We start from the raw sequence: 12868 nt of genomic DNA, 5'->3' as shown, positions 1-12868 counted from the left end.
CGGTTCAGTCCGGTCGGCTGATCATGCCGAACAGTGCGGGGGCCCCGCGGCTGGCTGCTTGCGGTCGCTGGTTGCGGGAGAGCCGCAGATGGATGCGAAGCAGATCGGCAGCCACCTCATACTGCCGGTTTTCAAGATGGTCGAGTATATTCAGATGTTCCAGCAGCGATTGCCGCAGCCGGAAGACGTTGACCCCGGTATAAATGCCCGGCAGCCGGCGCAACCGGAGATGATCGGCCAGCGCATCGGACACAAAGCGGTTGGCGCAGCCCTCGGCGATCATGCCGTGGAAATCCATGTCCAGTCGCTGGAACTCGCGCGTGTCGAAGTTTGCGTCCGGCAGTGCCGACAGCGCTTCCATGCCCTGACGCAATGCTGCCGCCCGCGCGCCGTCCAGCCGGAAGCCGGGCGCCAGGATCGCCGCGGGCTCCAGCAGCAGCCGGAACTCGTAGCTTTCGCCTTGTGCCTCCGGATCGTCGGGCGCTCGGCGGAAAAGCCACGACTGGCCGGGCGCACGGTCGAGCAGATTCTCATCGGTCAGTTTGTTAAGCGCTTTTAGTACCGTCTTGCGATCAGCATCATACCGCCGCATCAGCCCTGCGACGGTCACCGTCTGGTCGAGCCGGCGCGCCGAGCGGTCGCGCAGGATCGCCTCCGCGAGTTCGTCTTCCTCGGCACTTGGCAGCTCGGCGGCGATGGCCGGCTGCGCGGCAAGGTCGACCGCCAGATAATAACCGGAATCGGCCTCCCAGCGCACGACACCCCGACCGGCAAGCAGGCTGAGTGCCGCCCGCACTGGTGTACGCGAGACATTGCAGAGAGAGGCAATCTGCTGCTCGGGCAGGCGGGCGCCGGGCTCGAAGCCGCGCTGGCGCGCCACATCGAGGATGCGCTGCGCCAAATCGAGATGGTTGGTGCGAGGTCGTCGGGCTGCTGCTTGCATGACTGGTCTCGGCGGGCGGATGTGACCGCATTGGTTTGGCCGATCGCCGGAACGGACGCAATCGGCCAGATTCCTCGGTCGGCTGGCAAATTATGGATTGACGTACTTTTTTCTGCAATAGTACTGTCAGCACAATCGGCGAGAAAAGACCGAGGGAACAGGATCAAGGCAACGGCGCGGATCGCCGGCTTGGTCCAGCGAGTGAATTCGACGATCAACCCGAATGGGAGTCTGCCATGACCGCTACCAGCCTGCGGCGCCGTGCGCTCAAAATATCTTCAATCGCTCTCGGCCTCGCCCTGACGCTCTCGGCGCCGGGGATGGCCGCCGACCTCGTCATTTCCAACTGGGACGGCTACATGGCGCCCGACGCCATGGCCGCCTTCAAGACCGCCACCGGCGTCTCCGGCGAAGTGGTGGTGCACGCCACCAATGAAGAGATCATGGGAAAGCTGATTGCCGCCGGTGGCAAGGGCTATGACGTAGTGTTCGTCTCCTCGCCCTTCGCCGAGGTGCTGAACAAGCTTGGCCTGACCGAGCCGGTCGACCCCGCCAAGATCCCCAACCTTGCCAACCTCTACCCCGAAGCGACAAAGCTGCCGCATGATGTCGGCAACACTTTTTCCGTCCCCTACACCTGGGGCACGACGGGTCTCTGCTACCGCTCGGATCTGGTCAAGACGGCGCCCACCAGCTGGAGCGACCTGCTCGCGCCTTCAGACGAGTTGAAGGGCAAGACCACCATGCTGGCGACCGACCGTTGGCTGTTGGCCGCCGGGCAGCTCGACAAGGGCTTTTCCGTCAACGAGACCGACCCGGCCAAGATGGCCGAGGTCAAGGACCTCTTGATCTCGGCCAAGAAGACCCTGCTTGCCTATGACGACACCACCTTCTACTCCAAGCTGGTTTCCGGCGAGGCGCTTATGGTGCAGGCCTGGGACGGCTGGTGCAATTACGGCATCGCCGACAAGCCCGAGATCAAATATGTCATCCCCAAGGAAGGTTCGGACCTCTGGGTCGACACGATGGTGGTGATGAAGGCTTCCGAGCACAAGGACGACGCCTTCAAGTTCATCAACTTCATGCTCGACGCCAAGAACCACGCCTGGGCGGCGCAGAACATCGATTATAAAGTGCCGAACAAGCCGGCGATGGAAAGCCTGCCTGCCGATTTCCTGACCAAATTCCCAAATATGGCGATGCCGGTGGCCGACCTCGTCAAGTTCGAACAGCTGCGTGACGTCGGAGAGGCCCAGCGCGACTATTCCAAGATCGTCAGCGAGATCAAGGCCGCGCAGTAAGCGGCGCAGACATCGCGGCCAGCGGCGCTTCTGTCGCCGGCCTTGAGCGGTACCTGAAGAATTGTCCCAGACCCGACTTCGCTCCTCCCTGCTGATGGCCCCCGCGCTGGTCTGGCTGACCGCGCTGATGGTGGTGCCATGCGCTCTGGTGCTGGCTCTCGCCTTCTTCCGGCGCGGCATTTATGGCGGCATCGACTACACCTTCACGCTGGAGAATTTCGGGCTGGTGTTCGACCCGCTCTATGCCGGCATCTTCCTCAAGTCGGCGCGCATCGCCGGCACGGCGACGCTCATCGCAGTGATGATCGGCTACGCCGCCGCCTATGCGATTGCGGCCGCGCCGCGCCGGTGGCAGCCGGTGTTCCTGTTCTTCGCGGTGCTGCCGTTCTGGTCCAATTATCTGATCCGCACCTATGCCTGGATCGTGCTGCTCAACCGCGAGGGCCTGATCACTCAGTTGCTACGCTGGTTTGGCTACACCGGCGAGCCGCCGTCGATGCTCTACACCGAAGGCGCTGTCATCGCGGGTCTCGTCTACAACTATCTGCCCTTCGTCATCCTCGCCTGCTACGCGCCGCTGTCGCGGCTCAACCCGGAACTGGCCGAAGCCTCGCGCGATCTCGGCGCTTCCGCCGCCACGACATTTCGTCGTGTCATCCTGCCACTGACAGTGCCGGGCATCGCCGCCGGCGCGGTCTTCGTCTTCGTGCTGTCGATCGGCAATTTCGTCACTCCGGCGCTGCTCGGCGGCGGCCGCTTCCAGATGATCGGCAATCTCGTCTACGACCAGTTCCTGACCGCCAACGACTGGCCCTTTGGTGCCGCCCTCGCCATGGCGCTGATCGCCATCATGCTCCTGGTGCTGATGGCACAGGCGCTGGCCGCCGACCGCGCCGCGGGACGGTCGCCAGAGGCTAACGGAGGCACGGATGGCTGAGCGCTCTCCCGCCACCCGGCGCACGCTCTGGATCGTGCTCACCCTCGTCTTCGCCTTCCTCTACATCCCGATCGCCGTGCTGGTGGCGCTGTCCTTCAACGAAGGCGGGCTGCCTACGGCGTGGTCGGGCTTTTCACTGAAATGGTACATTTCGCTGGCTTCGAACAGCGCCATCCTCTCAGCCGCGCTCAACACGCTGATCGTGGCTCTGGTCTCCACGGCAATCGCCACGCTGCTTGGCACGCTGCTGGCCATCGGCGTCGAGATGCGCAGGCAATACGGCAAGGGGCTCGAAGCCCTGATCTTCGCGCCGATGATCATCCCCGACATCGTGCTCGCAATCGCGCTGCTGTCGTTCTTTTCCATGCTCAATTTGACCATGGGCCTGCATACCATCATCCTCGCCCATGTCGTCTTCAACCTCGCCTTCGTCTGCTCGGTCGTGCGTGCAAGGCTGAAGAGCTTCGACTGGTCGATCGTCGAGGCTTCCGCCGACCTCGGCGCCTCCGCCATCACCACCTTCAGGCGTGTGACCTTACCGGTCATCTTGCCGGCGGTGACTGCCGGCGCACTGCTTGCCTTCACGCTCTCGGTCGACGAGTTCATCATCGCCTTCTTCACCGCCGGCGCCGGCCGCGCCTCGACCACTCTGCCGATGCAGATCTACGCCATGATCCGCTTCGGCATCACGCCGGAGATCAATGCGCTGGCGACCATCGTCATGGCGGTAAGCATCACCGCGCTGACCCTGTCGCAGCGGCTCAACCGTGGGATGATCGGTCAATGAGCGAACCGCGCACGCTGCTCGCCATCGATGATGTGTCGAAGAATTTCGGCCGCGTCACCGCCGTCGACGGCATCTCGCTCGACATCAGGGAGAACGAGTTCTTCGCCCTGCTTGGGCCCTCCGGTTGCGGCAAGACCACACTGCTGCGCATGCTGGCCGGCTTCGAGACGCCTACGGACGGGCGCATCCTGCTCGATGGCCGTGATATTGCGAGGACGCCGCCCAACAAGCGGCCGGTCAATCTGATGTTCCAGTCCTACGCACTGTTTCCGCATATGAGCGTCCGCGCCAATGTCTCTTATGGGCTGGAGATGGAACGTTTGCCGGCGTCCGAAATCCGCTCCCGCGTCGACGCGATCCTGGCGACCACCGAACTGGTCCCCTTCGCCGACCGCAAGCCGGAGCAATTGTCGGGCGGCCAGAAGCAGCGCGTCGCGCTCGCCCGCGCTTTGGTCAAGCGGCCTCGCCTGCTGCTGCTCGACGAGCCGCTCGGCGCGCTCGACAAGAAACTGCGCGGCGCCATGCAGCTGGAACTGAAGCGCCTGCAGCACGAAGTCGGCATCACCTTCGTCATCGTAACCCACGACCAGGAAGAATCGCTGGTCATGGCCGATCGCATGGCGGTGCTGAAGGACGGCAGACTGCTGCAATGCGATACGCCGCACGTCATCTACGAGCATCCCGCCGACCGTTTCGTCGCCGACTTCATTGGCGTGATGAATTTTATCCCGGGCAAGGCATCGGCCGATGGCGTGATCGCCACAAACGGCGCGCGCATCACCGGCAAGGTTCCCGCAGCGCTTTCGTCAGGCGCTTCGGCGGTGGCCTCGGTGCGGCCCGAGCGCATCCGGCTGTTCCCGTCGCCCGAGACCGCCAACCGCACCACCGGCACGGTCGAGGCGCTGGCCTATCTGGGGCTTGACCTGCAACTGCATATCCGCACGCCTTTGTCGCCCAGACCGTTCCTGGTGCGCGTCACTGCCGATGCCGCCGACCGCAGGCCTGTCGCATCCGGCGACCAGGTCGAACTCGGCTGGGATGCCGCCGATGTCAGAATTTTTGAGGAATGAGAGGAGAAGCCTGATGGCGCAGAAGACGATCGCGTTTTTTCCGGAAGCAGCCTACGGCCCGGCGCTCAATTCCGTCGGCATCGCGCAAGCGGTCGAAGCGCGCGGCCACAAGGCCGTGTTCCTGTCCGACCCTGGCTTCGTCGATGTCTACAAGGGCTACGGCTTCGAGGCGCATCCGGTGAACCTGTCGGAACCGATGCCGCCCGAGCAGATGGCGAAATTCTGGGAGGATTTCATCAACGGCCACATCCCGAACTTCCGCAAATCGCCCTACGACCAGGTCGACAATTATGTGAAGGATTGCTGGACGGCGATCGTCGACAGCGCAAAGTGGGCGCAGAAGGATCTGCCGCGCGTTCTGGCCGCCATCAAGCCCGACGTCATCTGCGTCGACAACGTCATCCTGTTCCCGGCGATCAAGCAGTTCGGCAAGCCTTGGGTGCGCGTCATCTCCTGCTCGGAAAACGAGATCGAGGATGAAGACATCCCGCCGCATCTGTCGGGCTGCGGCGAGAACGACCATGTCGGCCACCAGCGCTACCGCGATCACTTCAACGCCGTGATCAAGCCGATCCATGACGACTTCAACGCTTTCCTCACTGCCAACAATGAGGCGCCCTACCCGATCGGCCAGTTCTTCGAGGCCTCGCCCTATCTCAACCTGCTGCTCTACCCCGAAGCGGCGAAGTTCAAGCGCCGCGATCCACTCGACCCGGCAAAGTTCCAATACCTCGAAGGCTGCGTGCGGCAGGAGAAACCCTATACGGTACCGACCTTCGCCGAGAACAATGACGGGCCGCTGCTTTATGTCTCCTTCGGCAGCCTCGGCGCCGGCGATGTCGATTTGTTGAAGCGCATTATCGCGACATTGGGCAAGACCCGCTACCGCGCGCTGGTCAATGTCGGTGGCTACAAGGATCAGTACACGGATGTGCCCGGCAACGTCACGGTCGAGAGCTGGTTCCCGCAGCCTTCGGTGATCCCGCAGGTCGATGCGGTGATCCACCATGGCGGCAACAACTCGTTCACCGAGTGCCTCTATTTCGGCAAGCCGGCCATCATAATGCCCTATGTCTGGGACGGCCACGACAACGCCACCCGGGTCCAGGAAACCGGCCACGGCTTCGGCATGCCGCGCTATGACTGGAGCGATGCCCAGTTGATCAGCCGGATCGAGACCTGCCTGACCGACCCGACGATGAAGGCGAAGCTGGCCAAGACCTCGGCGCAGATGCAGGCGCAGAACGGTCCGGAAAAGGCGGCCGGGCTGCTGGAGGCGCTGCTGTGATTGGATTGGTCGAAAGATCGAGCCAAGGCACCCCCCTCTGGCCTGCCGGCCATCTCCCCCGCAAGGAGGGAGATTGGCAGCTTTGCCGCCGGCACTCGCTCTCAGATCTTGATGATTGGCGAAAGCCGAGACGACATCTGATCTCCCCCCTTGCGGGGGAGATGTCCGGCAGGACAGAGGGGGGTGCCCGGGCGCAACATGTCGACATTAGGCATCACGCCACCGGAGCACGCCAATGACCTCATCCGCCCCGCACCTATACCTGGCTACAACCCGCACCGATCTCGTCGACTGGGGCGACCAGCCCGATGCGCTTGAGGGCACCTCGCACTCGACCGGCAAGCTGGTGCACAAAGGCCCAAACAACCAGCCGGAATCCGGCATCTGGGTCTGCACGCCCGGCCGCTGGCGGCTGAGCATTCCGCGCGATGAATTGTGCCATTTCGTTGCCGGCCGCGCGACCTACCGGTCGGATGTCGGCGAAGTGATAGAAGTCTCCGCCGGGACCGGGGTCATGTTCCCTGCCGGCTGGACGGGCGAATGCACGGTCCACGAGACCATGCGCAACGTCTACATGCTGGCCTGACAAGCATGATCCCGAACCGAAGGACCGCGCCAGCGAAAAGTGGAAACCGGTTTTCGGACAAGATCATGCTTAAGCAAGAATCGGAGCACGACATGCCGACACCGCATTGGCCGCAGGCCTCAACCGTGGATCTGGAGGATTGGGGCGCCGGCAGCAATACGATATCGGGATCGCCGCGCGCTTCGGGCAAGATCCTGTCGCAGAACCCGGATGGTTCCAGCGAATGCGGCCTCTGGTCGTGCACGCCGGGCTCGCGAAAAGTTACCTTTGCCGCCGACGAATTCTGCCATTTCCTGTCGGGCCACGGGACTTATGTCCACGAGAGTGGCGAACACATCCCGGTCGAGGCCGGCACGCTGGTGTTCTTCCCCGCCGGCTGGACCGGCACCTCCACCATCACGCAAACGCTGACCAAGGCCTTCATGTGCCGCTGAGCTCCAAGGAAATCGCTATGACCACGCCCATCATGCAATCCCCGCTTGCCATCACCGACCTCGTCGACTGGGGCGTCATCCCGACCATGATCGAGGGGCAATCCCACACTTCGGGCAAGTTGCTCTACAAGGGACCGGAAGGCCGCTCCGAATGTGGCCTGTGGGTCTGCACCCCAGGCAAATGGCATTGCCACGTCATCCGCGACGAGTTCTGCCACTTCCTCGAAGGGCGTTGCACCTATGTCCATGAATCCGGCGAGGTCATTGAGATCGAGCCAGACACGGCGGCATTCTTTCCGCAGGACTGGAAAGGCGTCTGCACCGTCCATGAGACGATCAAGAAGGTCTACATGATCCGCTGAGCCTTTCCGATAATTCTACCCTGCCGGACACCTGACGCGGCTTTCTGCGCTTCCGGTGCTCACGGACCCAAATGTCCGCTGCGCTCCGGTTCTCGAAAGCCACGCCATCTGCCTCGGCAGGGCGAATTCTCAAAAAAGGCTCCATACGTGGAGGAGGACGAAAAAATGCATTTCTCCGCCGACCGGCCGACCCTCTTCGTCAACCCTGACTACCGGCCGATGACCGGCCCGGCAAAACCGGTGATCGATCCGGCGACGCTGGAAACCGTCGGCGCAATCGCATCAGCCAGCGATGGCGAGATCGACGCCGCGCTGACCGCCGCGATCGCGGCGCAAGGCGCCTGGAAGAAGCTCGACGCCAAGAGCCGGGCCAAGCACCTGCATGCGGTCGCCAACGCCATCGAGGCCGCGGACTTCACCCGCTGCGCCGAGCTGATGGTGCGCGAGATGGGAAAACCCTATCCCGAAGCGATCGGCGAGATCGCCAATTGTGCGCCGATCTTCCGCTATTATGCCGAGATGGCGCGTGACGAGGCCGGCAAGATCGCCGGCACGACGCAGGCCGGCTCGTTCCAATATGCGCGCTACGAGCCCTACGGCGTCTCCGTCCACATCATGCCCTACAACTTCCCGATCCTGTTGATGTGCTGGACCGTTGCGGCATCGCTTGCCGCTGGCAATGCCTGCATCATCAAGCCGGCCGAGGCGACGACGCTATCGACGCTCGACTACATGAGCGTGTTCCGCTCGCTGCCCGAAGGCCTGGTGTCTTGCCTGCCGGGCGGGGCGGCGACAGCGCAGACGCTGATCGCGTCCGACCGCACTCACGCCGTTGCTTTCACCGGCTCGGTCGCCGCCGGCAAGGCGGTGGCCGTCGCCTGCGCCGAACGCATGAAGCCTTGCGTCATCGAGGCTGGCGGCAGCGATCCACTGATCATCAGCCAGCACGCCCCGCTGGACGTGGCGGCAACCGGCAGTGTCACCGCCGCCTTCCACCTCACCGGCCAGGTCTGCACCTCGGCCGAGCGCTTCTTTGTCGTGGACTCGGTGCATGATCGCTTCGTCGAGCTGTTCGCCGAGAAGACGCGAGCGCTGCGCATCGGCAATGGTATGGACAAGACCGAGATCGGCCCGCTGGTCAGCGAGGCCGCCCGGGCGAAAGTGATGCGGCTGGTCGACGATGCCATTCGCAACGGCGCCAAGGCAGTCACCGGCGGCCGTATCCCGCCGGCGCACAACACCGGCTGGTTCTACGAGCCGACGATCCTGACCGGCGTCACCCCCGACATGGCGATCGTGCGCGAAGAGTGTTTTGGTCCGGTCGCCGCGATCTGCCGTGCCAAGGATTTCGACGAGGCGATCCGGCTTGCCAATGACAGTCCGTTCGGGCTCGGCGCCTCGGTGTTCACCACCGACCTCGCCGAGGCGCATGAGGCGGCCGAGCGGCTCGAGGCCGGCATGGTCTGGGTCAACAACCCGCTGATCGACAATGACGCCCTGCCCTTTGGCGGCTGGAAGGCCTCAGGCCTTGGCCGCGAGCTCGGCCGCCAGGGGCTCGACGCCTTCCGCCGCTCCAAGATGGTGATCATCGACCACAAGCCGGCGGTCCAGGACTGGTGGTACCCCTACCCCGACAGCTGGTTCCGGGAAACCGGCGGCCGCAAGCACGTATGAGATGATCTGTCAGGGCTTTGCGTCAGCCGATGCCATGCCGCTCGCTCGCCTTGAATTGCCTGCCTTGCCAGCCAATGCCGCCGCCTTGACGCGTCCTCGCTTAGCCCAAGGGGTCGATGACCGCGATCGCATCGATTTCTATCAGGTAGCCAGGAGACATCACAGCTATCCCGACCACCACGTTTGCCGGCTTGTGATCCCCGAACAGCTCGATCTGGGCCTGTTCGATGATCGGCACGTGTTCGTCGCGTTTGTAATCGACGATGTAGATTGTGATCTTGCAGACTTGCTCAGGCCGAGCGCCGGCGGCAGCAAGCGCACGGCCAAGATTTCCGAACGACAGGCGCGCCTGGGCGGCGAAATCACCATGGCCAACGAGCTTGCCGTGTATGTCTTCCGGCTGCTGGCCCGAGACGAACACCAGCTTGCTTCCTGTCGCGACGACGACCTGACTGTACATTTCCGGAATCGGCAGATCGTCGGGATTTATGCATTCGAGCGGCATTGAATAGGTCTCCTGCTATGACTGCCTGGCTGCTTCGCGCAGATCAAAATACGGGGGTCTATTTGCGGAGCTACGACATTGTCGCCGGCGCGGGCGCTCCGTCACGACCTCACTTATACCACCGCAAGCGTCCGCATTTGAGCACCGCGGCGACTGATCGGCTCCGGGCTAGTCGGGGCTCCAAGGGTTAAAGTCAGGCTGCCATACGCTCCGCGTCGAGCATGGCGTAGTATCTTCGGCCTCGGCAGGCGGAATGTTTCCGAAAGGCTCGAGCAGGCGGCGATGGTTGAGCCAAGTCGAGCCGTCTGCCGAATACACAAAAGCCCGCACGAGGCGGGCTTTTTATGTTGGTTGCGGGGACAGGATTTGAACCTGTGACCTTCAGGTTATGAGCCTGACGAGCTACCGGGCTGCTCCACCCCGCGTCACCTCCGGGCAAGCTCTTGCTTGTCCCGTCCGAGCAAGCGCTTGCTTGCCGAATTCAGCAAGGAATTTCTTGCTGGATATGTTTTGCCACCAAATGAAAGGGCCGCTTTCGCGGCCCGTGTTCCCGTTGGCGGGCCTCATGCATGTCGCCCAAAAGTGCTTAGCGGTTTTGGGATAACGACATGCACCACAAAAATCGTAGAGAGAAGATTTCGCTTCATGCGGGATCGTTTGATCCTTGATGTAAGCAACGTGCGTTTGGCAGACCTGGCAGCGACCTACTCTCCCGCGTCTTGAGACGAAGTACCATCAGCGCTGGAGCGTTTCACGGCCGAGTTCGGAATGGGATCGGGTGCAGCCGCTCCGCCATAACCACCAGGTCGGCAAAACGCACGTTATTCGAGAAGCTGTTTTTGTGCCAAAGGCGACGCCTTTGCGGTTGGCTTTCGGGCGTAGCCCGCAAGCGCGACTGCGCGTCGCCGGTTTTCCGGCGCCCTCGCGGAGCGTCCGGCCGAAGGCCGATACGACGCGTGAGCGCTGGTCAGATCATCGTGGCGACAATCCTTTGGATTGCGCCGAGATGAGCATAAGGAATGAGAACGATCAAGCCGATCGAACTATTAGTACCGGTAAGCTTCAAGCGTTGCCGCTCTTCCACACCCGGCCTATCAACGTGGTCGTCTTCCACGGTTCTCAGGGAATACTCGTTTTAAGGTGGGTTTCCCGCTTAGATGCCTTCAGCGGTTATCCCGTCCGGATATAGCTACCCTGCTATGCGGCTGGCGCCACAACAGGTCCACCAGAGATCCGTCCATCCCGGTCCTCTCGTACTAGGGACAGATCCTTTCAATATTCCTACACCCACGGCAGATAGGGACCGAACTGTCTCACGACGTTCTGAACCCAACTCACGTACCGCTTTAAATGGCGAACAGCCATACCCTTGGGACCTGCTCCAGCCCCAGGATGCGATGAGTCGACATCGAGGTGCCAAACAACCCCGTCGATATGGACTCTTGGGGGTCATCAGCCTGTTATCCCCGGCGTACCTTTTATCCGTTGAGCGATGGCCCTTCCACGCGGGACCACCGGATCACTATGACCGACTTTCGTCTCTGCTCGACTTGTCAGTCTCGCAGTCAGGCAGGCTTATGCCATTGCACTCAGCGAACGATTTCCGACCGTTCTGAGCCCACCATCGCGCGCCTCCGTTACTCTTTAGGAGGCGACCGCCCCAGTCAAACTACCCACCATACATTGTCCCGGACCCGGATAACGGGCCGCGGTTAGACATCCATAGTAATAAGGGTGGTATTTCAAGGGTGGCTCCACCTGAGCTGGCGCCCAGGTTTCAAAGCCTACCACCTATCCTACACATGCCACTACGAATGCCAATGTAAAGCTATAGTAAAGGTGCACGGGGTCTTTCCGTCTAACCGCAGGAACCCCGCATCTTCACGGGGAATTCAATTTCACTGAGTCTATGCTGGAGACAGCGGGGAAGTCGTTACGCCATTCGTGCAGGTCGGAACTTACCCGACAAGGAATTTCGCTACCTTAGGACCGTTATAGTTACGGCCGCCGTTTACTGGGGCTTCGATTCAGAGCTTGCACCCCTCCTCTTAACCTTCCAGCACCGGGCAGGCGTCAGACCCTATACGTCGTCTTGCGACTTCGCAGAGCCCTGTGTTTTTGATAAACAGTCGCTACCCCCTGGTCTGTGCCACCCTCCTCTACTTGCGTAGAAAAGGGTCACGCTTCTTCCGAAGTTACGCGTGCAATTTGCCGAGTTCCTTCAGCATAGTTCTCTCAAGCGCCTTGGTATACTCTACCTGACCACCAGTGTCGGTTTCGGGTACGGTTTATAAGGAGGAGCTATTTCCTGGAACCGCTCCGCTGCCCGTTCAATCCGATAAGATTGGACAACTTGTGCGATCCGTCACTACCTCCAAGCCCACGAATATTAACGTGGTTCCCATCGACTACGCGTTTCCGCCTCGTCTTAGGGGCCGGCTAACCCTGCTCAGATTAGCTTTAAGCAGGAACCCTTGGTCTTTCGGCGGGGGAGTCTCTCACTCCCCTTACGTTACTCATGTCAGCATTCGCACTTCTGATACCTCCACCACCCCTCACGGGTATGGCTTCATCAGCTTACAGAACGCTCCGCTACCGCTTGGCCCTTGCGGACCAAACCCTAAGCTTCGGTGTATGGCTTTAGCCCCGTTACATTTTCGGCGCAAAGACCCTTATTTAGACCAGTGAGCTGTTACGCTTTCTTTAAATGATGGCTGCTTCTAAGCCAACATCCTGGTTGTTTTGGGATCCTCACATCCTTTCCCACTTAGCCATAACTTGGGGACCTTAGCTGTAGGTCAGGGTTGTTTCCCTTTTCACGACGGACGTTAGCACCCGCCGTGTGTCTGCCGACTAGTACTCCCAGGTATTCGGAGTTTGGTTAGGTTTGGTAATCCGGTGAGGACCCCTAGCCCATCCAGTGCTCTACCCCCTGGGGTATTCGGTCGACGCTCTACCTAAATAGATTTCGCGGAGAACCA

At 61.6% G+C, this 12868-nt stretch carries 11 protein-coding genes, 1 tRNA gene and 2 rRNA genes (1 of these 14 only partly in view); 9 read left to right on the top strand and 5 right to left on the bottom strand.

What is annotated here, in order from left to right; all coding sequences use genetic code 11:
• Nucleotides 1–4: 4 nt before the first annotated feature.
• Complete coding sequence (locus ACWGTO_RS02710; RefSeq protein ID WP_454573311.1) at nt 5–943, bottom strand: GntR family transcriptional regulator; 939 nt, start codon at nt 941–943, stop codon at nt 5–7.
• Nucleotides 944–1179: 236 nt separating this feature from the next.
• Here ACWGTO_RS02710 and ACWGTO_RS02705 point away from each other — a divergent pair, with 236 nt between their 5' ends.
• The 9 genes from ACWGTO_RS02705 (at nt 1180) to ACWGTO_RS02665 (ending at nt 9382) form a co-directional block, all read left to right on the top strand.
• A complete protein-coding gene (locus ACWGTO_RS02705) occupies nt 1180–2244 on the top strand; it encodes a polyamine ABC transporter substrate-binding protein (protein WP_454573310.1) in 1065 nt (354 codons plus the stop codon).
• Nucleotides 2245–2338: 94 nt separating this feature from the next.
• Nucleotides 2339–3181 carry an ABC transporter permease gene (locus ACWGTO_RS02700; RefSeq protein WP_454573506.1) on the top strand — a complete coding sequence of 281 codons (843 nt, stop codon included), beginning with the start codon at nt 2339–2341 and terminating at the stop codon, nt 3179–3181.
• Entirely contained in the window at nt 3174–3968 is a 795-nt protein-coding gene (locus ACWGTO_RS02695; protein WP_454573309.1) for an ABC transporter permease, read from the top strand. Before ACWGTO_RS02700 ends, ACWGTO_RS02695 begins: the two co-directional genes overlap by 8 nt.
• Nucleotides 3965–5038, top strand: a complete 1074-nt coding sequence (locus ACWGTO_RS02690) for an ABC transporter ATP-binding protein (RefSeq protein WP_454573308.1) — start codon at nt 3965–3967, stop codon at nt 5036–5038. Before ACWGTO_RS02695 ends, ACWGTO_RS02690 begins: the two co-directional genes overlap by 4 nt.
• Before the next feature lie 13 nt (nt 5039–5051).
• Nucleotides 5052–6326, top strand: coding sequence for a glycosyltransferase (locus tag ACWGTO_RS02685; protein WP_454573307.1), 1275 nt, complete (start codon nt 5052–5054; stop codon nt 6324–6326).
• A 235-nt stretch (nt 6327–6561) separates the two neighbouring features.
• Complete coding sequence (locus ACWGTO_RS02680) at nt 6562–6912, top strand: cupin domain-containing protein (RefSeq protein WP_454573306.1); 351 nt, start codon at nt 6562–6564, stop codon at nt 6910–6912.
• Between the two features lie 65 nt (nt 6913–6977).
• The gene (locus tag ACWGTO_RS02675; protein WP_454573305.1) at nt 6978–7346 is read left to right on the top strand and encodes a cupin domain-containing protein; all 369 of its coding nucleotides are present in this window, start codon (nt 6978–6980) and stop codon (nt 7344–7346) included.
• 17 nt (nt 7347–7363) lie between these two features.
• Entirely contained in the window at nt 7364–7708 is a 345-nt protein-coding gene (locus tag ACWGTO_RS02670) for a cupin domain-containing protein (RefSeq protein ID WP_454573304.1), read from the top strand.
• A 165-nt stretch (nt 7709–7873) separates the two neighbouring features.
• Nucleotides 7874–9382 (top strand): aldehyde dehydrogenase family protein, encoded by a 1509-nt coding sequence (locus ACWGTO_RS02665; protein WP_454573303.1) that lies wholly within the window; start codon nt 7874–7876, stop codon nt 9380–9382.
• Between the two features lie 100 nt (nt 9383–9482).
• On the opposite strand, the gene ACWGTO_RS02660 is transcribed toward ACWGTO_RS02665, so the two are convergent.
• From ACWGTO_RS02660 to ACWGTO_RS02645, 4 genes are all read right to left on the bottom strand, one after another.
• Entirely contained in the window at nt 9483–9887 is a 405-nt protein-coding gene (locus ACWGTO_RS02660; RefSeq protein ID WP_454573302.1) for a RidA family protein, read from the bottom strand.
• Nucleotides 9888–10235: 348 nt separating this feature from the next.
• Nucleotides 10236–10312, bottom strand: a tRNA-Met gene (locus tag ACWGTO_RS02655).
• Between the two features lie 266 nt (nt 10313–10578).
• Nucleotides 10579–10693 (bottom strand): 5S ribosomal RNA (gene rrf / locus ACWGTO_RS02650).
• Nucleotides 10694–10912: 219 nt separating this feature from the next.
• Nucleotides 10913–12868 (bottom strand): 23S ribosomal RNA (locus ACWGTO_RS02645) (it continues 846 nt past the right edge of the window).

This window comes from Mesorhizobium sp. PL10 (assembly GCF_053714315.1).
Note: the sequence above shows the minus strand (reverse complement) of the source record. Positions and strands in the feature narration are given on the sequence as shown.

Coding starts and splice junctions, on each gene's coding strand:
- ACWGTO_RS02660 (WP_454573302.1), bottom strand. CDS start 9,887: ATGCCGCTCGAATGCATAAATCCCGACGATCTGCCGATTCCGGAAATG.
- ACWGTO_RS02675 (WP_454573305.1), top strand. CDS start 6,978: ATGCTTAAGCAAGAATCGGAGCACGACATGCCGACACCGCATTGGCCG.
- ACWGTO_RS02690 (WP_454573308.1), top strand. CDS start 3,965: ATGAGCGAACCGCGCACGCTGCTCGCCATCGATGATGTGTCGAAGAAT.
- ACWGTO_RS02685 (WP_454573307.1), top strand. CDS start 5,052: ATGGCGCAGAAGACGATCGCGTTTTTTCCGGAAGCAGCCTACGGCCCG.
- ACWGTO_RS02710 (WP_454573311.1), bottom strand. CDS start 943: ATGCAAGCAGCAGCCCGACGACCTCGCACCAACCATCTCGATTTGGCG.
- ACWGTO_RS02670 (WP_454573304.1), top strand. CDS start 7,364: ATGACCACGCCCATCATGCAATCCCCGCTTGCCATCACCGACCTCGTC.
- ACWGTO_RS02695 (WP_454573309.1), top strand. CDS start 3,174: ATGGCTGAGCGCTCTCCCGCCACCCGGCGCACGCTCTGGATCGTGCTC.
- ACWGTO_RS02680 (WP_454573306.1), top strand. CDS start 6,562: ATGACCTCATCCGCCCCGCACCTATACCTGGCTACAACCCGCACCGAT.
- ACWGTO_RS02705 (WP_454573310.1), top strand. CDS start 1,180: ATGACCGCTACCAGCCTGCGGCGCCGTGCGCTCAAAATATCTTCAATC.
- ACWGTO_RS02700 (WP_454573506.1), top strand. CDS start 2,339: ATGGCCCCCGCGCTGGTCTGGCTGACCGCGCTGATGGTGGTGCCATGC.
- ACWGTO_RS02665 (WP_454573303.1), top strand. CDS start 7,874: ATGCATTTCTCCGCCGACCGGCCGACCCTCTTCGTCAACCCTGACTAC.